Here is a 20,124-nt window from a genome sequence, read left to right on the forward strand (position 1 = left end):
ATTGGGGAAAAGACATGACATCTACCATCTTGTTGCGCGACCGGATCGATGCCGGCACCTATGCAGATCAGGCCCGCATGCGCGATGCGCTGGTGGCCCAGGCCGCGCTGTCCGAGGCCGATCGCTCTGCCATCTGTGCCTCCGCCACCCAGCTGGTGACGGACATCCGCGGCCATTCCTCGCCCGGGCTGATGGAGGTCTTCCTGGCCGAATATGGCCTGTCGACCGACGAAGGCATTGCCCTGATGTGCCTGGCTGAGGCGCTGCTGCGGGTGCCGGATGCGGATACCATCGACGCCCTCATCGAAGACAAGATCGCGCCCTCCGACTGGGGCAAGCACATGGGCAAATCGACCTCCTCGCTGGTCAATGCCTCCACCTGGGCCCTGATGCTGACCGGTCGCGTGCTGGACGAGAAAAAAAGCCCCGTCGGCGCCCTGCGCGGTGCCATCAAACGTCTGGGTGAGCCGGTGATCCGCACCGCCGTGGGCCGCGCCATGAAGGAAATGGGCCGCCAGTTCGTGCTGGGTGAGACCATCGAAAGCGCCATGAAACGCGCCTCCAACATGGAAGCCAAGGGCTACACCTATTCCTACGACATGCTGGGTGAGGCCGCGCGCACCGAGGCGGATGCCTCGCGCTATCACCTTGCCTATTCCCGCGCCATCTCGGCCATTGCCAGCGCCTGCACCAGCAGCGACATCCGCGAAAACCCCGGCATTTCGGTGAAACTCTCGGCCCTGCACCCGCGCTACGAGATCGCCAAGGAAGCCTCGGTCAAGCAACAACTGGTGCCGCGCCTCAAGGCCCTGGCGCTGCTGGCCAAGGCGGCAAAAATGGGTCTCAACATCGACGCCGAAGAGGCCGACCGCCTGTCGATCTCGCTCGAGGTGATCGAGGAGGTGATCTCCGATCCCGCGCTCCATGGCTGGGACGGCTTTGGCGTTGTGGTGCAGGCCTATGGTCCGCGCGCCGGGCTGGCCATCGACGCCCTCTACGAGATGGCGGAAAAATACGACCGCCGCTTCATGGTGCGTCTGGTGAAGGGCGCCTATTGGGACACCGAGATCAAGCGCGCGCAGGTCGAGGGCATGGATGGTTTTCCGGTCTTCACCTCCAAGGCGCTCACGGATGTGTCCTACATCGCCAACGCGCGCAAACTCCTGTCCCGCACGGACCGGATCTATCCGCAGTTCGCCACCCACAACGCCCATACCGTCGCCGCGATCCTGCACATGGCAGAGGACGGTCAGGCCTATGAATTCCAGCGCTTGCACGGCATGGGTGAAACCCTGCACCAGAAGGTGATGGACAAGAACAACACCCGCTGCCGCATCTATGCACCGGTTGGGGCGCACCGCGACCTGCTGGCCTATCTGGTGCGGCGTCTGCTGGAAAACGGCGCCAACTCTTCCTTCGTGAACCAGATCGTCGATGAGGATGTGCCACCGCAAGAGGTCGCCGCCGATCCCTTCCTGCAAGTGGACGACCTGAGCACCGACATCCCCACCGGCCCGAACCTGTTCCAGCCGGAGCGTATCAACTCCAAGGGGTTTGACCTGCGCCATGCGCCCACCCTTTCGGCCATCGACGAGGCCCGCGCGCCCTTCCGCAGCGCCACATGGGACGCAGTGCCGTTGATCGCGGGCGAGGCCATGCCGGAGACCCGTGTGGCCGTCACCAACCCCAGCGATCTGAGCGAGATCGGCTCCGTGGCGCAATCCAGCGCCGAGGATGTGGAGCTGGCCCTGGCCTCCGCCTCCACCTGGGACGCCCCGGCAGAGGTGCGCGCCGCCGCACTCAACAAAGCCGCTGACCTCTATGAGGCCAACTATGGCGAGCTGTTCGCCTTGCTCGCGCGCGAGGCTGGCAAGACGCAGATGGACGCGGTGGCAGAGCTGCGCGAGGCGGTGGACTTCCTGCGCTACTACGCCGCCCGCATCCCCGATGCCGCTCCTGCGGGCATCTTCACCTGCATTTCGCCGTGGAACTTCCCGTTGGCGATCTTCACCGGTCAAGTGTCGGCCGCACTGGCGACCGGCAACGCGGTACTGGCCAAACCCGCCGATCAGACCCCGCTGGTGGCCTTCCGCGCAGTCGAGCTGATGCATGAGGCAGGCGTCCCGCGCGAAGTGCTGCAATTCCTGCCCGGACGTGGCTCCAAGGTCGGCGCGGCGATCACCGGCGATGCGCGTGTGGGCGGCGTCGCCTTCACCGGTTCCACCGCCACCGCCATGCGCATCCGCGCGGCGATGGCCGACAATTGCGCCCCCGGCACGCCGCTAATTGCGGAAACCGGCGGCTTGAACGCGATGATCGTGGACTCGACTGCCCTGCCCGAACAGGCCGTGCAGGCGGTGATCGAAAGCGCGTTTCAGTCGGCAGGCCAACGCTGCTCCGCCCTGCGCTGCCTCTACCTGCAGGAAGACGTGGCCGAGGGCGTGCTGACCATGCTCAAGGGCGCGATGGAAGTGCTGGATCTCGGCGATCCCTGGGATCTGTCCATCGACAGCGGCCCGGTGATCGACGAAGGCTCCCGCGCCAAGATCCTCGCCCATATCGACCAGGCCCGCAGCGAAGGTCGGGTGCTGAAGGAGATGCAGGCGCCGCAGGGTGGCACATTCGTCGGTCCGACGCTGATCAAGATCGACGGCATCAGCGACCTGCAGGAGGAGATCTTTGGCCCGGTGCTGCATGTGGCGACCTTCAAGTCGCGCCAGCTGGACGATGTGATCGACGCCATCAATGCCACCGGCTACGGGCTGACCTTCGGTCTGCAGACCCGTATCGACGACCGGGTGCAGCATGTTTGCGACCGCATCCACGCGGGCAACATCTATGTGAACCGCAACCAGATCGGCGCCATCGTCGGCAGCCAGCCGTTTGGCGGCGAAGGTCTGTCGGGCACCGGTCCCAAGGCGGGCGGCCCCCACTACCTCGCGCGCTTCTGCGCCCCGGACCGCCAGCTGAGCACCGAGGCATGGGACGGCACCATGGCGGAACTCCCCGGCGAGACCGGCGAGGCCCGCGCGCCTGTCACCACGTCCCTGCCCGGCCCCACCGGTGAATCCAACCGTCTGACAGTCTCCGCCCGCGCGCCGCTGTTGTGCATGGGCCCCGGCAAAGCCGCCGCTGCAGAGCAGGCCAAGCAGGTTATCGCACTTGGCGGCACCGCGCTGGAGGCGGACGACATGGTGGATCTGCATCGCCTGCAACATCTCGGCGGCATCGCCGGTGTGCTGTGGTGGGGCGATGAGGCAACGGGCCGCGAGATCGAGCAGGCCCTGTCCAAGCGCGACGGCCCGATCCTGCCACTGATCCCGGGCACCCCGGATCGCGCCCGCGTGCTGGCCGAACGCCACGTCTGCGTCGACACCACTGCGGCCGGGGGCAATGCCGCACTCCTCGGCGGCAACGCCTGACACGCGACATCTGACGCGATCAACACCAACGCGCCGCTCCGTGTCCTTCCGAGACGGGGCGGCGTTTCTTTGAATTGCTCTTTCAAGAGAGGGTTTGCGCTGCGCTTCGCGCATCGCGGGGGGCGGGGGCCGCGCCTTTGGCGCGGCCCCCGCCCGGCCCAACGCATGTGTGGGTGGCTTTGCCGCCTGCCCATGGGGCGGGAGCGCCCCAGGCCAAAAATCACTCAAGCCCGGTGGCAAATCGCGCCAATGGCCTTGACCTCGGCCCGGCCACGGCCCAGCGTCTGCGCATGTTTCCACTGCGCGATCACAACCCATCCGGCCGCACGCCCTATGTCGTTTATCTTCTGATGGCGGCCAACATCCTTGGGTATCTGTGGTACTCCACCAGTTTTTCGACAGATCGCAGCCTCGCGCTCTTTTACAGCGCCTTTGCCACGGTCCCGCGAGAGATCATGATGGGAGAGGCCCCGCTGACGCTGGTGACGTCAATGTTCATCCACGGTGGCATCCTGCATCTGGCAGGCAATATGCTGTTCCTGTGGATCTTCGGCGACAATATGGAGGACGAGATGGGCCACCTGCCCTTCCTTCTGTTCTACCTGCTGTCTGGTGTCGGCGCGACACTGGCCCATGTGGTGTCGGCCCCGCAGTCACTGGTGCCGCTGGTGGGAGCCTCCGGTGCCATCGCCGGTGTCATGGGCGGCTACCTCTTGATGTTTCCGAAGGCGCGGGTGGATATCCTGATCATCCTGATCATTTTCTTCCGCATCATTCCCGTGCCCGCCTTCATCATGCTGGGTCTCTGGCTTGGCATGCAGTTCCTCGGTGGCCTCAACGCCGATCCCAATCTTGGCGGCGTCGCATATTGGGCCCATGCGGGGGGCTTCTTCATCGGGCTGGCGCTGACTGTGCCGCTCTGGATCAAGCGAGGCGGTCCAAGGTTCTGGACCCGCACAGACGGTCAGCCGCCGCACCCGGAAACGACCTACAGCACCAGCCGCATTCCACGCATCCCGCGCCACACCCCAGCCCGCCGTCCCGGCCCCTGGGGCAAGTGAAGGAGACGGATATGGAAACCCGCCACGCCACCTGCCATTGCGGGGCCGTTGAAATCAGCGCCGACTTCCCGGACGGGCTGAGCTCCGCCAGCCGGTGTGATTGTTCCTTCTGCCTGCGCCGCGGCGCCCCTGCGGTGACCGCCCTCATGCAGAGCCTCAAGGTGCTGCGCGGGAGCGAGGCGCTCAGCTGCTACACATGGGGCAGCCACACCGCAAAGCACTATTTCTGCAAGATCTGCGGCATCTATGTCTATCACCAACGGCGCTCTGACCCGGCGCAATGCGGCGTCAACCTCGGCTGTATCGAGGGCGGCAACCCGCGTACCCATGCCGACAGCTTTGGCGACATTCCCTGGACCGACGGCGTCAACCACCCGGCCGACCGCTAGGCTCAGGTTCCGAGCGCCCCCATCCATCCATGCCCACTGAATGATGCCGCCCGAACACTTGCGTCAGATGGCGACCACAGCCCGCTTTTATGCTACCTTAGCTGACAAGCCGTAGAAACGCAGAGGCAGACATACGTCAGGACGCCCGTTCACTTCAGGGAGGCCTCGCCATGATCATGCGCATTTTTCAAGTTATCACCCATCCGGGGAAGGAAGGCGAGTTTGCCGAATTCTTTCACCGCACCGCGATCCCTATGATGAAAGCCACCAAGGGCGTCATCTCGGTGTTCCCCGGAGCCGCACGCAACGACAGTCCGCGGGACTTCAGCCTTGTCATGGTCTGGGAGAGCCTCGATGCGCTCAAGGACTTTGTCGGCGAGGATTACGACAGCCCGCATATCGACCCGGCCGAGGCAGATCTCGTCCAGTTCAGATCGATCAAACATTACGAGTTTATCGAAGCCTGAGCCGGATCTGAGGCAAATGGCCCGGTCGCCATGATCGTCCGAAACAAAAAACACCCCGAGGCAGGAGCGCCGCCGGGGTGTCAGATCAGATTATTTGGACGGCACGGCACCGGGGTCTCCCCCGAAACCGATGTGCACGTCCCGGGCTCGATCAGCCCCGGATAACCTTGGCAAAATTCTCAAAGATAGGCTCGTTGGAGCAGATCACATTCCCGCTCTCGATGATGGAGGCCTCGGGGTCGAGCCCTTCGCACAGACCGCCTGCTTCCTTGACGATAATGATCCCTGCGGCAACGTCCCAGGCGTTCAGGCGACGTTCCCAGTAGCCCTCATACCGTCCGGCAGCCACATAGGCCATGTCGAGGGCGGCAGCCCCCCAGCGACGCACACCGGCACAGGCCGGCATCAAACGCGCCAGATCTTTCAGGGTTTCCGGCAGGTCGGCACGACCAGCGAACGGCAACCCGGTGGCAAAGATCGACTCGATCATGCGGTGACGTGCAGAGACACGCATGCGGGTTTCGTTCATCCAGGCGCCTGCGCCCTTTTCGGCAAAGAACATCTCGTCCTTGGCCGCGTCATAAACCACGCCCGCAACGATCTTGCCCTTGTGTTCCAACGCAATGGACACCGCCCAATGAGGCAGACCGTGCAGGAAGTTGGTGGTGCCGTCCAGCGGATCGACGATCCAGCGACGGGTCGGATCCTCGCCGGGTTCTTCGCCGCCTTCTTCGGCCAACCAGCCATAGGTCGGGCGCGCGCCCATCAGCTCATCTTTCAGGATCTTCTCGGCGGCGATATCGGCGCGGCTCACGAAATCCCCGGCCCCTTTGGTAGAGACCTGCAGGTTTTCGACTTCGCGGAAATCTTTCACCAGGGAGCGGCCTGCCTTGCGAGCGGCCTTGATCATCACGTTGAGATTTGCGCTACCAATCATTGTACGAGCTGTCCTTGCGGGGGGAGATGTCGGTCAAAGGGTGGCCATACACGCCTCGCGCCCGCTTGCCAAGGGCGAAACCTGCCCCCATCGGGATCTGTCGACCTCGTGGTAAACTGAGAGGGGGTTGTCGCCCTCAACTGAACTGACTAGTTCAGTTCATGCAAACAGGATGCAGCCCACCTGCCCCATTCATCTCGATAGGAGGACACCCCACATGACCGAGCAGATGCAACGTATCGTACTCGCCAGCCGCCCCAATGGCGCGCCCACCCCTGAGAACTTTCGCCTTGAGAGCCTGGACATCCCGACACCGGGCAAGGGCGAAGTTCTTGTAAAAGCGGAGTATATGTCCCTCGACCCCTATATGCGCGGGCGGATGGACGATGCAAAATCCTATGCGGCCCCTGTCGCGGTCGGCGCGCAAATGGAAGGCGGCGCGGTGGGCGAAGTGCTGATCTCGAACCATCCCGATCTGACGCCAGGAGACAAGGTCCTGGGCATGTTCGGCTGGGCGTCACATGCGGCTGTGCCCGGTGATGAGCTGCAAAAACTCGACGCTTCCCTGACGCCGACCTCGCTGGCCCTGGGTGCCCTGGGCATGCCGGGGTTTACCGGGTGGCATGGCTTGAACGTCCATGGCCGCCCCAAGGCGGGCGAGACATTGGTGGTGGCAGCGGCCACCGGCCCTGTCGGCTCCATGGTGGGACAGCTGGCCAAGGCCGCCGGGTTGCGCGTCGTCGGCATTGCGGGGGGCGGCGAGAAATGCGCCCTGGCGACCAAGACGTTCGGCTTTGATGCCTGCCTTGACCACCGCGCCTATGACACGGCGCAGGAGCTGCAGGCGGCCCTCACCGAGATCTGCCCGGACGGAATTGATATCTACTTTGAAAATGTCGGCGGTAAAGTGTTGGAAGCGGTCCTGCCCCTGATGAACCGCTTTGGCCGCATCCCGCTGTGCGGCATGATCGCCTGGTATGATGGCGCTGCGGACACGAAACTCAGCGGGCCTGGGATCTGGCGCACGGTGCTGGTGAAGCATCTGTCGATCAACGGCTTCATTATCGCCAATCACTTTGACCAATACCCCGCCTTCCTGCAGGAGGTCGGCCCGATGGTGGCCTCCGGTCAGGTGAAATTTATGGAAGACGTGGCTGAGGGGCTGGAGAATGCCCCTACTGCCTTCATGTCAATGCTGAAGGGCGGCAACACCGGCAAGCAGGTGGTCAAACTCGCCTGATCCCGGACTGCGGGTCTGTCGTCCGATGCCGACCACCCCGCCCTGAGCGGCTTCCGATCCTGACGGATCGGACCCGCGCATGCCGGGCCTGTCGGCCCGGCATGCGCATCGCGCCGCAACGCGCGCCGATCATTGCGTCTGAAGCTTGCGCGCCTCGACACGCGCCAGACGGATCAGCTCCTGCATGTAGGGCTTTGCCTCATCCTCTGTTCGGATAGCGGCATAAAGACGACGTGTGATCCCCGCCTCGGTCAGGGGGCGTGTGACGTAATCGGAGGAATATTTCACCTCGCGCACTACCCAGTCCGGCAACACCGACACCCCGCGGTTTGACGCGACCAGCAGCAGGATCACTGCCGTCAGCTCGACCTTGCGGATACCTGCAGGCTCCACCCCCGCCGGGATCAAAAGCTGACTGAAAATGTCCAGCCGGGTGCGCTCCACCGGGTAGGTGATCAGTGTCTGGCCAAGAAAATCCTCGGCCTCCACAAAAGGCTTCTTCGCCAGCGGATGCTGCGCCGAGGCGACAAAGACCGGGCTATAGTCGAACAGTTCGATGAAGGTGACGCCCGGCATTTCCTCGGGATCGGAGGAGACCACCAGGTCTACCTCCTCACGCTTCAAGGCCGGCATCGCCTCGAACGCCAGACCGGGCCGGATGTCCACATCCACATCGCCCCAGCTCTTGCGGAAGGACTCCAGTACCGGGAACAGCCACTCAAAACAGGCGTGGCATTCGATGGCGATATGCAACCGCCCGGCCTCACCTTCGCGCAGGGCCGCAAATTCCGCCTGTGCCGCCTCGATTTGCGGCAGGATCTGCTCTGCCAGCCGCAACAGGCGCATGCCGGCCGCTGACAGTTTCATCGGCTTGGAGCGTCGCTGGAACAGCTCCACCCCGGTTTGCTCCTCCAGACCCTTGATCTGGTGGCTCAGCGCGCTCTGGGTGATGTTCAGCTGATCGGCCGCACGCGCCATGCCGCCCGCCTCGTGGATCGCCTTGATCGTGCGAAGGTGACGGAATTCGATATGCATCCTGTGGTTCACCTCATGTTGTTCTTGAGAAATATGAATTTGCTTCACTCTTAGCTCTCGTGTGACAAGGGGTCAAACGACTTGCGACGCTTACCAGCCGCAATGCGACACCCCGTGCGCAGAACGCCCATTTTCGGCCCCACCGGCCCCCCGAGGAGACAGTGACAGTGACCACGCCCGAGATTTCCTTTGAATTCTTCCCGCCCAAGAACCTGGAGGCCTCCTTCCGGCTCTGGGACACGGTTCAATCGCTGGCACCGCTGGCACCGCGGTTTGTCTCCGTCACCTATGGCGCGGGCGGCACCACCCGTGAACTCACCCGCGACGCGGTGACCACGCTGCACAAAAACTCCGGCCTAAAGGTTGCCGCGCATTTGACCTGCGTGTCCGCGACCCGTCAGGAAACGCTTGATATTGCAGACCAATATGCCGAGGCAGGGATCACCGACATCGTCGCCCTGCGTGGCGACCCGCCGAAGGAACAGGGCCGTTTCACGCCCACTAAGGATGGGTTTGGCTCCTCTGTTGAACTGATCGAGGCATTGGCTGCGAAGGGAAAATTCAACCTGCGCGTCGGCGCCTACCCGGAAAGCCACCCGGAGGCCGCCAGCCAGCAGGCCAACGTGGAGTGGCTGAAGCGCAAGCTTGATGCAGGCGCGGATGAGGCGCTGACCCAGTTCTTCTTTGAGCCCGAGAGCTTCTTTCGCTTTCGCGATGCCTGCGCCAAGGCGGGTCTCGACACGGATCGCATCACGCCGGGCATCCTGCCTATTGAGAACTGGAAAGGCGTGCGCCGCTTTGCCGAAGCTTGTGGCACCACGATCCCGGCCTGGCTCGACGAGGCGTTTGAGAAGGCCACACGCGATGATCGCTGTGACCTCCTGGCGACCGCACTGTGCAGCGAGCTTTGCACCGAGTTGCTGGAGGGCGGCGTCAAGAAGCTGCATTTCTACACGCTCAACCGTCCCGAACTGACCCGCGATGTCTGCCACGCGCTTGGCGTGACCTCGAAGGTGCGCCTCGAGAACGTTGCGTAAGACTTGTTGGCGCCCCGGCGTCCTCCTAGCCTGCGCGCAACGCTGACAGGAGGACGCCATGGCGGTTGCAACATCCCCAAATGATCTGATGCCGATGGCCGAGATCGCTACGATCTCTGGCCTCGACTTCATGACCGGCATCCTCGAGGGCCGCCTGCCCGGCCCGCCCATCGGCGAGACCATGGGCTATCACTTAACCAGCGTGACCGCGGGTCGCGTGGTGTTTCGCGGCACGCCCGAATTCAACGTCACCAACCCGATGGGCACGGTGCACGGGGGCTGGTACGGCACCTTGCTGGACAGCGCCATGGCCTGTGCGGTGATGACCCGGGTGCCGAAGGGCTCGGTCTACACAACGCTGGAATACAAGATCAACATCCTGCGTCCGATCCCGCTGGGCATGACCGTGGACTGCTGGGGCGAGATCGACCACGTCGGCCGCTCCACCGGGATCGCCCACGGCGAGATCCGGGGCGTGGAGGATGACAAGCTTTATGCCACCGGATCGACCACCTGCATCGTGATGAAGCTCGCGCCATAACGCGCTGAGGGCCGACACTTTTCCGGCTCGTGCGGATTGGTGGCACCGGAATACCGCAGGCTGAGAATTGAATGATGGCCCTGGAAAAACCATATCCCTCACAATGCAGGGAGGGATGATGGAAAACTTGGGCCAGGACGCCGCCAGGATTGTGATCGAACCGGGCCTGAGGGCGGAACATCGCGCCAGCGCCGCGCGCGGCTACTGGCAGGCTTTTTCCCGCAAGCTCCGCTATCCGCTGGGTCCACAGGAAAAGGCCGTGGCCTTTTTCGAACAGGTGATCGCGCCCGATCACGCCATCAGTGCGATCTCATCCAACGGCAGGTTTCTCGGCGTGGCCGGGTTCAAATCCCCGCACGGCAGCTTCATCGGCGGCACGTTCTCGGATCTCGCGGAGGTCTATGGCACGTTCGGCGCGGCTTGGCGTGCAATGCTGGTCAGCTCCCTGGAGCGCGAATGCGAGCCGGGAACCCTTCTGATGGACGGGATTTTCGTCGATCCTGAGGCCCGCGGCCTTGGCGTCGGAACCGCGCTATTGCAGGCGATTGTGGATCACGCTGAAACATCCGGGCTGGAGCGGGTCCGGCTGGACGTGATTGACACCAACACACGCGCCCGCGCGCTGTACGAGCGCGAAGGGTTCGTCGCCCAGAATGTCCAGTCACTTGGCATCTTCGCTCCGGTCTTTGGATTTTCCAGCGCAACGGAAATGACCAGAACGCTAAGTGATCATCCCGGCACGCAAGATGCGGTCAATGCGGCGTTCGACGCATGAACAAACTCAGCCAATTTGCTGATTTCTGGTCTTTTCCGGCGGCATGGACACTGGGGTGAATTTTCTCGCTCCGGTCCAATCCAACCTTCCGGTGGCGGCGCATGAGAAAGATCTTCCCCCACCCCGACCAGGTTCCAACGGAGGGCGCGTCCGGGTCGACCGGAAACCGCATCCGCCAGTCGCGCGGCAAGGGCAATCCACACATTTCAGCCCGTTCCAGCATCCACACCAGAGAGATGTTGGCCAGCGGGCGCGCGTCTTCAAACCCGCCCAGTTGACCGCCCACATCCCCATGCGCCCCGCGGAACCAGACCTGCTCCAACTGCCCCTCGTAGTCGGGCGATGTCTCCCACAAGACCGGCGCGTAGACCTCGCGCGTCTCGTCAAGCGCCAGTGCCTGAAACCCGGCTTTCACATGTTGGCTGAGTTTGTGATCGTGAAAGGCATGATGCACCTGTGACCATCGCCAAATCAGCGGCAACCTGAGGCCCAGCGCCTTGACCGTGTCCCAGGCTCCGACCATCTCCACCTCGACCGAGGGGTGGCAATAGGCGCTGCGGAATGCCTGCCGCACATCACTGCCGCTGGCCAGTTGATAATGGCGATAGGCGGTGCGGATGTGGCGCACGGTGGCATGTTCACTGGTCACAAGCCCAACCGCCCCCAGCATCCCCGCCAGTGATCGCGCCGCATAAGCGCCGCGCGAATACCCCAGAAGGTAGATCCTGTCGCCCGGACGATAGCGCGACGCGAGATAGCCGTAGGCGCGGCGGATCTTGCGATTGATGCCGCGCCCGATCATGACATCGACAGTCTTGTTCCATGCGGTCCACTGCACGCCAGCCTCATAGTAGACCGACACCTGGGGGCCCATCTCCTTGCACAGGCGATAGGCCATGCCCGCGTGGGTTTCATGACCTGGCTCCAACGTCGACATGGTGCCGTCCAGGATGATCACATGACATTGCGGTCCGCGTGTGACGGTTTCCGAGGATTGCGCGGACAGCAGCCTTGGCCGCCCGAACAATCCCAGAACTGATTTACTCAGCCGCTTGAGAAACATCCGTGATCAACTCCCATAGTTTGACCGGCGTGAACGGCATGTCCACCTGCCGGATGCCCTGATCCCAGAGCGCGTTCTGCACCGCGTTCGCCACCGCCGCCAGCGCACCGACAGTGCCAGCCTCGCCGCAGCCCTTCATGCCCATCGGGTTCTGGGTCGAGGGCACCGGTTCAGACGTGAAGCCGACCCAGGGCATATCTTCCGCGCGGGGCATGGCGTAGTCCATGAAGGTTGCCGTGAGCAATTGGCCGTCGGCGTCATAGACCACATGTTCAAGCATCGCCTGCCCAAGCCCCTGCGCGACACCACCGTGAACCTGACCTTCGGCGAGCATCGGGTTGATCAGATTACCAAAGTCATCGACCACCGTATAGCGGTCCACGCGCGATTGTCCGGTATCACGGTCGATCACGACCTCCGCGAGATGCGCACCATTGGGAAAGGAGCGCCCGGGCAGAGACGCCTCCGCCTGATGGCGCAGCAGGTCAACACGCCCCTTTTCGCGTGCCAGATCAGCCGTTTCCAGCACCGTTGGCGTCAGGTTTGATCCGGGCGCGCGGAAAGTCTCACCATCAAATTCCACGGCCTCCTCATCGACCCCCATTTCCTCCGCAAGAAAGGGGGTAAAGGCGGCAACCATCTTGTCGACCGTTGCCAGTGTGGCATTGGCCTGTGTGGTGACAGACCGCGATCCCCCGGTGCCGCCGCCTTTGGCAATGCGATCACTGTCGCCCTGAATAACTTCGATCTCACTGACGGGGATGCCGGTCTGGTCCGCAAGGAACTTGGCAAAGACAGTCTCGTGCCCTTGTCCGTTGCTTTGCGTGCCCACGTAGATGTTCACCCGTCCGTCCTCCAGAAATTCGACGTCTGCGGTCTCTGAAGGATCACCCAAAATACTTTCGATATAGTAACAAAGGCCCGCGCCCCGGTAACGCCCCTCTGCCGCATCCCGCGCGCGCCGCGCCGCGAACCCGGCCAGATCCGCCTCTTTCACCAGCCGGTCCAGCACCAGATTGAAGTCGCCCACGTCATAGGTTTCATCGGTGACGGATTTGTAAGGGAACTTTTGCGGGGCGATGAAATTCTTGCGCCGCAGCTCCATCGGATCGACGCCCAGCTCGCGCGCCGCGCGGTCCATTACCCGCTCCAGCACATAGATCGCCTCGGGCCGGCCCGCGCCGCGATAGGCGTCGACCTGCGTGGTATTGGTATAGATGCCGTCCACCTCCAGCCAGGCGGTCTGGATGTCGTAAACCCCGGCCAGAACACGGGAAAACAGCTGCGTCTGAATCGGTTGGCCGAAGTGGGAATTGTAGGCACCAAGGTTGCACTGCGTATGCACCCGGTAGGCGGTGATCTTCAGATCCGCGTCAAAGGCCAGCTCCGCCAGCGAGGTCAGATCACGGCCGCCATTGTCGCTCAGCATCGCTTCGGTGCGGTCCGACATCCAGCCCACCGGGCGCTCCAGCAGCCGGGTCGCATGGGCCACGGCGAAATACTCCGGATAGGGCATCGCCTTCATGCCAAAGCCGCCCCCCACATCAGGTGTCACCACATGCACGGCGTCTTCGGCCAGGTGCAGCTTCTTGACCAATTGCTCCTTCATGCCCCAGACGCCCTGCCCGCCGAAGTGGAAATGCAACCGCCCGTCCGCCCAGCTGGCATGACAGCCGCGCGGCTCCATCGAATTCACGATGATCCGGTTGTCCGCCACCTGCAGGCTCACCCGATGTGCGGCATCGGCAAAGGCGGCGTCCGTTGCGTCCTTGTCGCCCAGCCCCCAGTTGAAGGCCCGATTGTCCGGTGCTTCGGGGTGGATCTGAGGGCCGCCTGACGCGAGGTCCATTTTCACGTCGAGATCGTCATAGTCGAATTCGATCAATTCAGCCGCGTCGCGAGCCTGCTCTATGGTCTCGGCAATGACCACGGCGACAGGCTCTCCGACATATCGCACACGGCGTCCGGCCAGCACCGGGCGTTCCGGGGCCGCCCCTTTGCTGCCATCGATGTTCTTGACCAACGCCCCGTCCAGACTGGCCTCGATCCCGGCTTCGACCAGGTCCGCCTGCGTGATCACCAGATGGACACCATCGGCCTCGCGCGCGTCATCTACGTTGAGCGTGGTGATCTCGCCATGCGCCACCGGGCTGCGGAACACGAACGCCCGCAGCGCCCCCTGCGGCATGGTATCCTCGATATAGCGTCCCTGCCCGGTCAACAGGCGCTGATCCTCAACCCGCGCGAGCGGCTGGCTTTTCCCGAATTTCTCGACGCGTTGGTTCATGAGACTGCTTCCTCTGTGCCTGCGATCTGCTGTCGCGGAGCCTAATGCGCTTGCCGCGCTTGTCCAGTGATAGCGCTGAACAGGTGAAGGAATTTCGTCAAAGGGCGAAGAACCGCTGCCCCGTCCGGCTGCCATAGGCTCCGATCATACACGCCCCGGTCGTCAAGGCGTGGAGGTCGGTGGCAATTCCCCCACCTACGAGCCCTTCCAGATCAAAGGAAAACCCGACCTCGTGTGCCCGGCCAGGTTCGCGGGATGCGCGTCAGACCTGACCGGGCACTAAGGCCGGGTTCTTGATGGGTTCAGGCCGCAGTTTGGGGGGGTGTGGGTGGGGTGGGCTGCGGCCCTTGCTCATCTTTATTTCAAATAAGACTTAATAGCCGGTTATCAGACCGCCCCTCTTGGCCCTCTCCTGTCGATTTTTTCCGGATCGGTTCGACACTTTCCCTTTGCACCCGCATTCGCTATTGGAGGTTTCAACGCGGGCCAGTCCCGCTACATGAGATCAAAGACGTGACGGACGGGGCATCAGACATGGCAATGGAAAAGACCTTCAACGCAGCAGAGGCGGAAAGCCGTCTCTTCGACGCCTGGGAAAAGGCCGGCTGCTTTACCGCAGGCGCCAACGCAAAGCCCGGCGCCTCCACCTATTGCATCATGATCCCGCCCCCGAACGTCACCGGCGTTCTGCACATGGGCCATGCGTTCAATAACACACTGCAGGACATCCTGATCCGCTGGAAACGCATGCAGGGGTTCGACACGCTCTGGCAGCCTGGCACCGACCACGCTGGCATTGCGACGCAGATGGTGGTGGAGCGTGAGCTGGCGGCAACCCAGCAGCCCTCCCGCGCCGAGATGGGTCGCGAGAAATTCCTGGAGAAAGTCTGGGAATGGAAAGAGACCTCTGGCGGCACCATCATCAATCAGCTCAAACGCCTCGGTGCGTCCTGCGATTTTGACCGCACCGCCTTCACCATGGCGGGCGCTGCCGGTGATACCCGCACCGGGCATGAGAACTCGCCGAACTTCCATGACGCGGTGATCAAGGTCTTTGTCGAGATGTACAACAAGGGCCTCATCTACCGTGGCAAGCGGCTGGTGAACTGGGATCCGCATTTCGAGACCGCGATCTCCGACCTTGAGGTGGAAAACATCGAAGTCGCCGGCCACATGTGGCACTTCAAGTACCCGCTCGCGGGCGGCGCGACCTATACCTACGTCGAGAAGGACGAAGACGGCAACGTCACCCTCGAGGAAGAGCGCGACTACATCTCCATCGCAACCACCCGGCCCGAGACCATGCTCGGCGACGGCGCGGTTGCCGTGCACCCCTCGGACGAGCGCTACGCGCCTATCGTTGGTAAGCTGGTGGAGATCCCGGTCGGTCCCAAGGAACACCGCCGCCTGATCCCGATCATCACTGATGAATACCCGGACAAGGAGTTTGGCTCGGGTGCTGTGAAGATCACCGGCGCGCATGACTTCAACGACTATCAGGTCGCCAAGCGTGGCGGCATCCCGATGTATCGCCTGATGGACATGAAAGGCGCAATGCGCACCGACGGCGCACCCTATGCCGAAGATGCGGCAAAGGCCCAAGATCACGCCAAGGGCGCCGCCTTCACCGAAAACGACGTCGACGCCATCAACCTGGTGCCCGATCACCTGCGCGGCCTTGACCGGTTCGAGGCGCGCAAACTCGTGGTGCAGGAAATCACCGACGAAGGTCTCGCCGTCATGCAGACCGTCAGTCGCACGGTGAAGGACGCCGACGGCAACGAGAGCGAGGTCACCGAGACCCTGCCCATGGTCGAGAACAAGCCGATCATGCAGCCCTTTGGCGACCGTTCCAAGGTGGTGATCGAGCCTATGCTGACCGACCAGTGGTTCGTGGATGCGGAAAAGGTCGTCGGCCCGGCGCTCGACGCGGTGCGCAATGGCGACGTGAAAATCCTGCCGGAATCCGGCGAGAAGACCTATTTCCACTGGCTGGAAAACATCGAACCCTGGTGCATCTCGCGTCAGCTCTGGTGGGGCCACCAGATCCCCGTCTGGTACATCCCCGGCGAGGATGACTGGTACCCGATCTGTGCTGCTACCGAAGCCGAAGCGCTGGAAAAGGCCCGCCTGCAATCCGCCGAGGGCACCGAATTCCGCATTGTTGCGGACCAGCACGAGGCCGCCGATATTCTTGCCGAGCAGCGCAAGCTGATGGATGTGCGCACCGAGGGCACCATCCAGAGCTTTGCCGGCCCGATGCAGGTGCCGATGTGGCGCGAACCGGATGTGCTTGATACCTGGTTCTCTTCCGGTCTTTGGCCGATCGGCACGCTGGGCTGGCCGGAATGGACCGAGGAGACCTCGAAGTATTTCCCGACCTCCACGCTGATCACCGGTCAGGACATCCTGTTTTTCTGGGTCGCCCGGATGATGATGATGCAACTTGCCGTTCTGGACGAAAACCTGCCCGTGCAGGACCGCATCCCCTTCGACACCGTCTACCTGCATGGCCTCGTGCGCGACGCCAAGGGCAAGAAGATGTCGAAATCCACCGGCAACGTCATCGACCCGCTGGAGATCATCAAAGAATACGGCGCCGACGCCATGCGCTTCACCAATGCGGCGATGGCCTCGCTGGGCGGCGTGCTGAAGCTGGACATGAAACGGATCGAGGGCTATCGCAACTTCGTTACCAAGATCTGGCAGGCGTGCTCTTATGGCGAGAGCCAGATTGACGCCTTCTCGGTCACCCGCGACGCAACGCCGCCCAAGGCCACCCTGCCCCTCAACCGCTGGATCATCGGCGAGATCGCCAAATTGCGCGAAGAGGTCGATGCGGGCTTTGAAAGCTTCCGCTTCAATGACGCGGCCAATGCGCTTTACTCCACTTTCTGGAACACCTTCTGCGACCGTTATCTGGAATTCACCAAACCGGTGTTCCAGGGCGAGGACGCAGCGGCCAAGGAAGAGACCCGCGCCACCTTTGCCTGGGCCATTGACCAGGCATTGATCCTGATGCACCCGATCATGCCCTTCGTGACCGAAGAGCTGTGGAACGTCACCGAGGGTCGCGGCACCAAGACAGGTGAGGCGTCGAAGATGCTCGCTCACGCGACCTGGCCAACCTATACGGCGGCCGATCTGGTGGATGCAGAGGCCGAAGCGGAAATGAACTGGGTCATCGCGGTGATTGGCAATGTCCGCTCCGCCCGCGCCCAGCTCAACGTGCCCTCGGGCTCCATCGTGCCGATGCTGGTGACAGAAATGGACGCCACCAGTCAGGGGTTCTGGGACCGCAACGGGGCGCTCATCATGAACAAGGCGCGTATCGAAAGCCTGACCCGGACCGAAACGCTGCCCAAGGGCTGCATCTCGATCCCGGTTCCGGGCGCTTCCTTCGCGCTGCCGCTGGCCGACATCATCGATGTGGCCGCCGAAAAGGCGCGTCAGGAAAAGAACCTCGGCAAGCTGGCCAAGGAGCTGGGTGGCCTGCGCGGTCGGCTGAACAATCCCAAGTTCGCCGCCTCCGCCCCCGATGAGGTGGTGGCCGAAGCGCGCGAAAACCTCGCCATGCGCGAGGAAGAGGAACAGAAGGTCAAAGAGGCGCTGGCGCGTCTTGCAGAGATCGGCTGACCTATCGCAAAAACTGAATGAAAAACGCCCGAGGTCATGCTTGGGCGTTTTTTGTTGCAACAGAGCAGCTTGACGGATGCGCATACAGGGGCTTTCCCCGTGAAATTATCAACAATCGCCTATAGGTGGTGATTGCCAAAGCCTGTGATCTGGTACAGCTTGGACTACGAAATGACAGAGGCCGGTCACCGGTCCGCAGAAGGGTGAGGGAACTACATGACCAAGGGGTATTGGGTTGCGCATGTCGATATTGACGACATGGAGCGCTACAAGGAGTATGTTGCAGCCAACGCAATTCCCTTTGCCGATTACGGCGCGCGCTTTCTGGTCCGTGGTGGCCCGAAGGAGGTGCGCGAAGGTCAGATGCGGTCCCGCACTGTGGTGATCGAGTTCAAGGATTTCGCAACGGCCAAGGCCTGCTATGATAGTGTCGCGTATCAGGATGCGAAATCCCTGCGCGATCCGGTATCAACCGGGGATATGGAAATCATCGAAGGCTACAACGGTTGAGCCCGCGGGAGAGGATTTTTTCATGCTGAAGAAGCTGTTTCAGGCCTTCCGCCCCTCGCAGAGCCAAAGCCTGCCGGACCCGGATGCAGAACTCGCCCTCGGGGCGCTTCTGGTGCGCATCGCCCAGTCAGATCGGGCCTATGTGCTGGAAGAAATCAGCCTGATCGACCGCATTCTTGCCCGGCTTTATGAGCATAACGCGATCGAGGCGGCCAAAGTGCGCGCCACCTGCGAGAAATTGCACGCCGCCGCTCCGGAGACCGACACATTTGGTCGCCTGATCCGTGAAACTACCGGGCTGGAAGAGCGCCTCGCCGCACTCGATGCGCTGTGGGAAGTGGTGCTGGCGGACCGCCGCGAACACGAGGGCGAGGTCCAGATCGTGCAGGACGCCTGCAAGGCCATGGGGCTTTCCGTGATGGACAACAAACGCGCACGCGACAAGGCACGCGCAAAACTGGCGACAGAACCGACAGACCGGGAGGACGTGTGATGTTCAAGGAATTTCTGGACAAATTGCTGGCCCCGGCCCCCGCGATCCTGCCGGATGAAGAGGCTCGTCTGGCGCTGACGGCGCTACTCGTGCGTCTGGCGCGCTCGGATAATGTCTATTCGGATGTTGAGCGGGATCGCATCGACCGCATCCTGCGCACCCGCTTCGCGCTGGATACCGGTGCCACGCAAATCCTGCGCGAACAGGGCGAGGGCCTGGAGGCCGCAGCCCCGGACACCGTGCGCTTCACCCGCGCGATCAAGGAGGCCGTGCCCTATGAGGACCGGACCGGCGTGGTCGAAGCCCTCTGGCAAGTCGCACTGGCGGACGGCAAACGAGACGATGGCGAAGACGCGCTGATCCGGCTGGCGGCCAACCTTCTGGGTGTGAACGACGTCGACAGCGCCATGGCGCGCAAACGGGCAGAGGCCCGCGCATGATTGCTCTGTTGCCGATGTATGACCGCCCCGAGACAAAGGCGGCCAATGATGCCTTCTGGCAGGCGATCCGTGCCGCCCTTGGCCGTGGTCCAGACCATCTGACCCGTGATATGGATCTCTGGCAGGCCTGGCGTTCGCCGGAGCTGCTGCTGGCCCAGACCTGCGGCCTGCCCTATCGCGCGCGCCTCTATGGTGATGTGGAGCTCGTCGGCACCCCGGATTACGGCCTGCCCGGCTGTCCCGAGGGCCACTACAACAGCGTCCTTGTTGCGCGCGCCGATCAAAGCGGCATCCGCCTGTCCAAATTCGGCGGCAGCCGGTTTGCCTATAATGACCCGCTGTCGCAATCCGGCTGGGCCGCAGCCATGATGCGGATGCGCTCCGAGGATATCCTGCCCGGCGAGCTGCTGGAAACCGGCAGCCATCGCGCCTCTGCCGAGGCGGTCGCAACCGGCAAGGCCGATTTCGCCTGCATTGATGCGCTCACCTTTCAGATGCTGCAGAGCTACGAGCCTGACCTCATCGCGCAATTGTGTGAACTCGAACGCACGGAGCCCACCCCGGCGCTGCCCTTCATCACTGCATTGAGCGAGGACGCCGCCGCGATTCTGGCCGCCATGCAAGCCGCGCTGGAGACCCTGGACACGGGCCATCGCGAGACGCTGCAACTGAAGAAAATCATGGCCATGACGCCCAGCGACTATCTCGCCATTCCCACCCCGCCCGGGCCGACCTTGCTGATGGACCGTCTGGCGCGCGCACGCTGAAGCTGCCCTGCAACACCGCCCGGA

General features: G+C 62.8%; 17 protein-coding genes. 13 read left to right on the forward strand and 4 right to left on the reverse strand.

Annotated features, from left to right (window positions below):
* The first annotated feature begins 14 nt into the window (after positions 1-14).
* The 4 genes from putA (at position 15) to CLV89_RS06095 (ending at position 5,339) form a co-directional block, all read left to right on the forward strand.
* Positions 15-3,422, forward strand: coding sequence for a bifunctional proline dehydrogenase/L-glutamate gamma-semialdehyde dehydrogenase PutA (gene putA, locus CLV89_RS06080; protein ID WP_106162763.1), 3,408 nt, complete (start codon positions 15-17; stop codon positions 3,420-3,422).
* A 290-nt stretch (positions 3,423-3,712) separates the two neighbouring features.
* Positions 3,713-4,483 carry a rhomboid family intramembrane serine protease gene (locus CLV89_RS06085; RefSeq protein ID WP_106163092.1) on the forward strand — a complete coding sequence of 257 codons (771 nt, stop codon included), beginning with the start codon at positions 3,713-3,715 and terminating at the stop codon, positions 4,481-4,483.
* Positions 4,484-4,494: 11 nt separating this feature from the next.
* Positions 4,495-4,872 carry a GFA family protein gene (locus tag CLV89_RS06090; protein WP_106162764.1) on the forward strand — a complete coding sequence of 126 codons (378 nt, stop codon included), beginning with the start codon at positions 4,495-4,497 and terminating at the stop codon, positions 4,870-4,872.
* A gap of 170 nt (positions 4,873-5,042) precedes the next feature.
* The gene (locus CLV89_RS06095) at positions 5,043-5,339 is read left to right on the forward strand and encodes an antibiotic biosynthesis monooxygenase family protein (RefSeq protein ID WP_106162765.1); all 297 of its coding nucleotides are present in this window, start codon (positions 5,043-5,045) and stop codon (positions 5,337-5,339) included.
* 151 nt (positions 5,340-5,490) lie between these two features.
* Here the strand turns inward: CLV89_RS06095 and CLV89_RS06100 are convergent, their stop codons facing one another.
* A complete protein-coding gene (locus CLV89_RS06100; protein WP_106162766.1) occupies positions 5,491-6,276 on the reverse strand; it encodes an inositol monophosphatase family protein in 786 nt (261 codons plus the stop codon).
* A gap of 217 nt (positions 6,277-6,493) precedes the next feature.
* Here CLV89_RS06100 and CLV89_RS06105 point away from each other — a divergent pair, with 217 nt between their 5' ends.
* Entirely contained in the window at positions 6,494-7,516 is a 1,023-nt protein-coding gene (locus tag CLV89_RS06105) for an NADP-dependent oxidoreductase (RefSeq protein ID WP_106162767.1), read from the forward strand.
* A 129-nt stretch (positions 7,517-7,645) separates the two neighbouring features.
* Here CLV89_RS06105 and CLV89_RS06110 read toward each other — a convergent pair whose 3' ends face one another.
* On the reverse strand, positions 7,646-8,551 hold the full coding sequence (locus CLV89_RS06110) for a LysR family transcriptional regulator (RefSeq protein WP_106162768.1): 906 nt from the start codon (positions 8,549-8,551) through the stop codon (positions 7,646-7,648).
* A 167-nt stretch (positions 8,552-8,718) separates the two neighbouring features.
* Here CLV89_RS06110 and metF point away from each other — a divergent pair, with 167 nt between their 5' ends.
* The 3 genes from metF (at position 8,719) to CLV89_RS06125 (ending at position 10,904) form a co-directional block, all read left to right on the forward strand.
* Positions 8,719-9,588 carry a methylenetetrahydrofolate reductase [NAD(P)H] gene (gene metF / locus CLV89_RS06115; protein WP_106162769.1) on the forward strand — a complete coding sequence of 290 codons (870 nt, stop codon included), beginning with the start codon at positions 8,719-8,721 and terminating at the stop codon, positions 9,586-9,588.
* 58 nt (positions 9,589-9,646) lie between these two features.
* Positions 9,647-10,129: a PaaI family thioesterase gene (locus tag CLV89_RS06120; RefSeq protein ID WP_106162770.1), complete on the forward strand. Its 483-nt coding sequence runs from the start codon at positions 9,647-9,649 to the stop codon at positions 10,127-10,129.
* A 115-nt stretch (positions 10,130-10,244) separates the two neighbouring features.
* Complete coding sequence (locus tag CLV89_RS06125; RefSeq protein WP_106162771.1) at positions 10,245-10,904, forward strand: GNAT family N-acetyltransferase; 660 nt, start codon at positions 10,245-10,247, stop codon at positions 10,902-10,904.
* Here CLV89_RS06125 and CLV89_RS06130 read toward each other — a convergent pair.
* Positions 10,882-11,967, reverse strand: a complete 1,086-nt coding sequence (locus CLV89_RS06130; RefSeq protein ID WP_106162772.1) for a DUF2235 domain-containing protein — start codon at positions 11,965-11,967, stop codon at positions 10,882-10,884. The two genes, CLV89_RS06125 and CLV89_RS06130, sit on opposite strands and share 23 nt — an antisense overlap.
* Entirely contained in the window at positions 11,945-14,254 is a 2,310-nt protein-coding gene (locus CLV89_RS06135) for a xanthine dehydrogenase family protein molybdopterin-binding subunit (protein ID WP_106162773.1), read from the reverse strand. Before CLV89_RS06135 ends, CLV89_RS06130 begins: the two co-directional genes overlap by 23 nt.
* A 534-nt stretch (positions 14,255-14,788) precedes the next feature.
* On the opposite strand from CLV89_RS06135, the gene CLV89_RS06140 reads away from it, so the two are divergent.
* The 5 genes from CLV89_RS06140 to CLV89_RS06160 all read left to right on the forward strand — a co-directional run bounded on the left by CLV89_RS06140 (position 14,789) and on the right by CLV89_RS06160 (position 20,100).
* Complete coding sequence (locus CLV89_RS06140) at positions 14,789-17,890, forward strand: valine--tRNA ligase (RefSeq protein ID WP_106162774.1); 3,102 nt, start codon at positions 14,789-14,791, stop codon at positions 17,888-17,890.
* Between the two features lie 216 nt (positions 17,891-18,106).
* On the forward strand, positions 18,107-18,400 hold the full coding sequence (locus CLV89_RS06145) for a DUF1330 domain-containing protein (protein ID WP_106162775.1): 294 nt from the start codon (positions 18,107-18,109) through the stop codon (positions 18,398-18,400).
* 22 nt (positions 18,401-18,422) lie between these two features.
* Positions 18,423-18,893 (forward strand): tellurite resistance TerB family protein, encoded by a 471-nt coding sequence (locus CLV89_RS06150; RefSeq protein ID WP_106162776.1) that lies wholly within the window; start codon positions 18,423-18,425, stop codon positions 18,891-18,893.
* Positions 18,893-19,333: a tellurite resistance TerB family protein gene (locus CLV89_RS06155; protein ID WP_165798095.1), complete on the forward strand. Its 441-nt coding sequence runs from the start codon at positions 18,893-18,895 to the stop codon at positions 19,331-19,333. Before CLV89_RS06150 ends, CLV89_RS06155 begins: the two co-directional genes overlap by 1 nt.
* A complete protein-coding gene (locus tag CLV89_RS06160) occupies positions 19,330-20,100 on the forward strand; it encodes a phosphate/phosphite/phosphonate ABC transporter substrate-binding protein (RefSeq protein ID WP_106162778.1) in 771 nt (256 codons plus the stop codon). Before CLV89_RS06155 ends, CLV89_RS06160 begins: the two co-directional genes overlap by 4 nt.
* Positions 20,101-20,124: the final 24 nt, after the last annotated feature.

It is taken from the genome of Tritonibacter scottomollicae (assembly GCF_003003215.1).
Taxonomy (GTDB): domain Bacteria; phylum Pseudomonadota; class Alphaproteobacteria; order Rhodobacterales; family Rhodobacteraceae; genus Epibacterium; species Epibacterium scottomollicae.

Excerpts from the sequence above, each read along its gene's own strand:
- putA (WP_106162763.1), top strand. The coding sequence starts at position 15 with ATGACATCTACCATCTTGTTGCGCGACCGGATCGATGCCGGCACCTAT.
- CLV89_RS06110 (WP_106162768.1), bottom strand. The coding sequence starts at position 8,551 with ATGCATATCGAATTCCGTCACCTTCGCACGATCAAGGCGATCCACGAG.
- CLV89_RS06100 (WP_106162766.1), bottom strand. The coding sequence starts at position 6,276 with ATGATTGGTAGCGCAAATCTCAACGTGATGATCAAGGCCGCTCGCAAG.
- CLV89_RS06095 (WP_106162765.1), top strand. The coding sequence starts at position 5,043 with ATGATCATGCGCATTTTTCAAGTTATCACCCATCCGGGGAAGGAAGGC.
- CLV89_RS06155 (WP_165798095.1), top strand. The coding sequence starts at position 18,893 with ATGTTCAAGGAATTTCTGGACAAATTGCTGGCCCCGGCCCCCGCGATC.
- CLV89_RS06135 (WP_106162773.1), bottom strand. The coding sequence starts at position 14,254 with ATGAACCAACGCGTCGAGAAATTCGGGAAAAGCCAGCCGCTCGCGCGG.
- CLV89_RS06160 (WP_106162778.1), top strand. The coding sequence starts at position 19,330 with ATGATTGCTCTGTTGCCGATGTATGACCGCCCCGAGACAAAGGCGGCC.
- CLV89_RS06090 (WP_106162764.1), top strand. The coding sequence starts at position 4,495 with ATGGAAACCCGCCACGCCACCTGCCATTGCGGGGCCGTTGAAATCAGC.
- CLV89_RS06130 (WP_106162772.1), bottom strand. The coding sequence starts at position 11,967 with ATGTTTCTCAAGCGGCTGAGTAAATCAGTTCTGGGATTGTTCGGGCGG.
- CLV89_RS06140 (WP_106162774.1), top strand. The coding sequence starts at position 14,789 with ATGGCAATGGAAAAGACCTTCAACGCAGCAGAGGCGGAAAGCCGTCTC.
- CLV89_RS06150 (WP_106162776.1), top strand. The coding sequence starts at position 18,423 with ATGCTGAAGAAGCTGTTTCAGGCCTTCCGCCCCTCGCAGAGCCAAAGC.
- CLV89_RS06105 (WP_106162767.1), top strand. The coding sequence starts at position 6,494 with ATGACCGAGCAGATGCAACGTATCGTACTCGCCAGCCGCCCCAATGGC.
- CLV89_RS06085 (WP_106163092.1), top strand. The coding sequence starts at position 3,713 with ATGTTTCCACTGCGCGATCACAACCCATCCGGCCGCACGCCCTATGTC.
- CLV89_RS06145 (WP_106162775.1), top strand. The coding sequence starts at position 18,107 with ATGACCAAGGGGTATTGGGTTGCGCATGTCGATATTGACGACATGGAG.
- CLV89_RS06125 (WP_106162771.1), top strand. The coding sequence starts at position 10,245 with ATGATGGAAAACTTGGGCCAGGACGCCGCCAGGATTGTGATCGAACCG.
- CLV89_RS06120 (WP_106162770.1), top strand. The coding sequence starts at position 9,647 with ATGGCGGTTGCAACATCCCCAAATGATCTGATGCCGATGGCCGAGATC.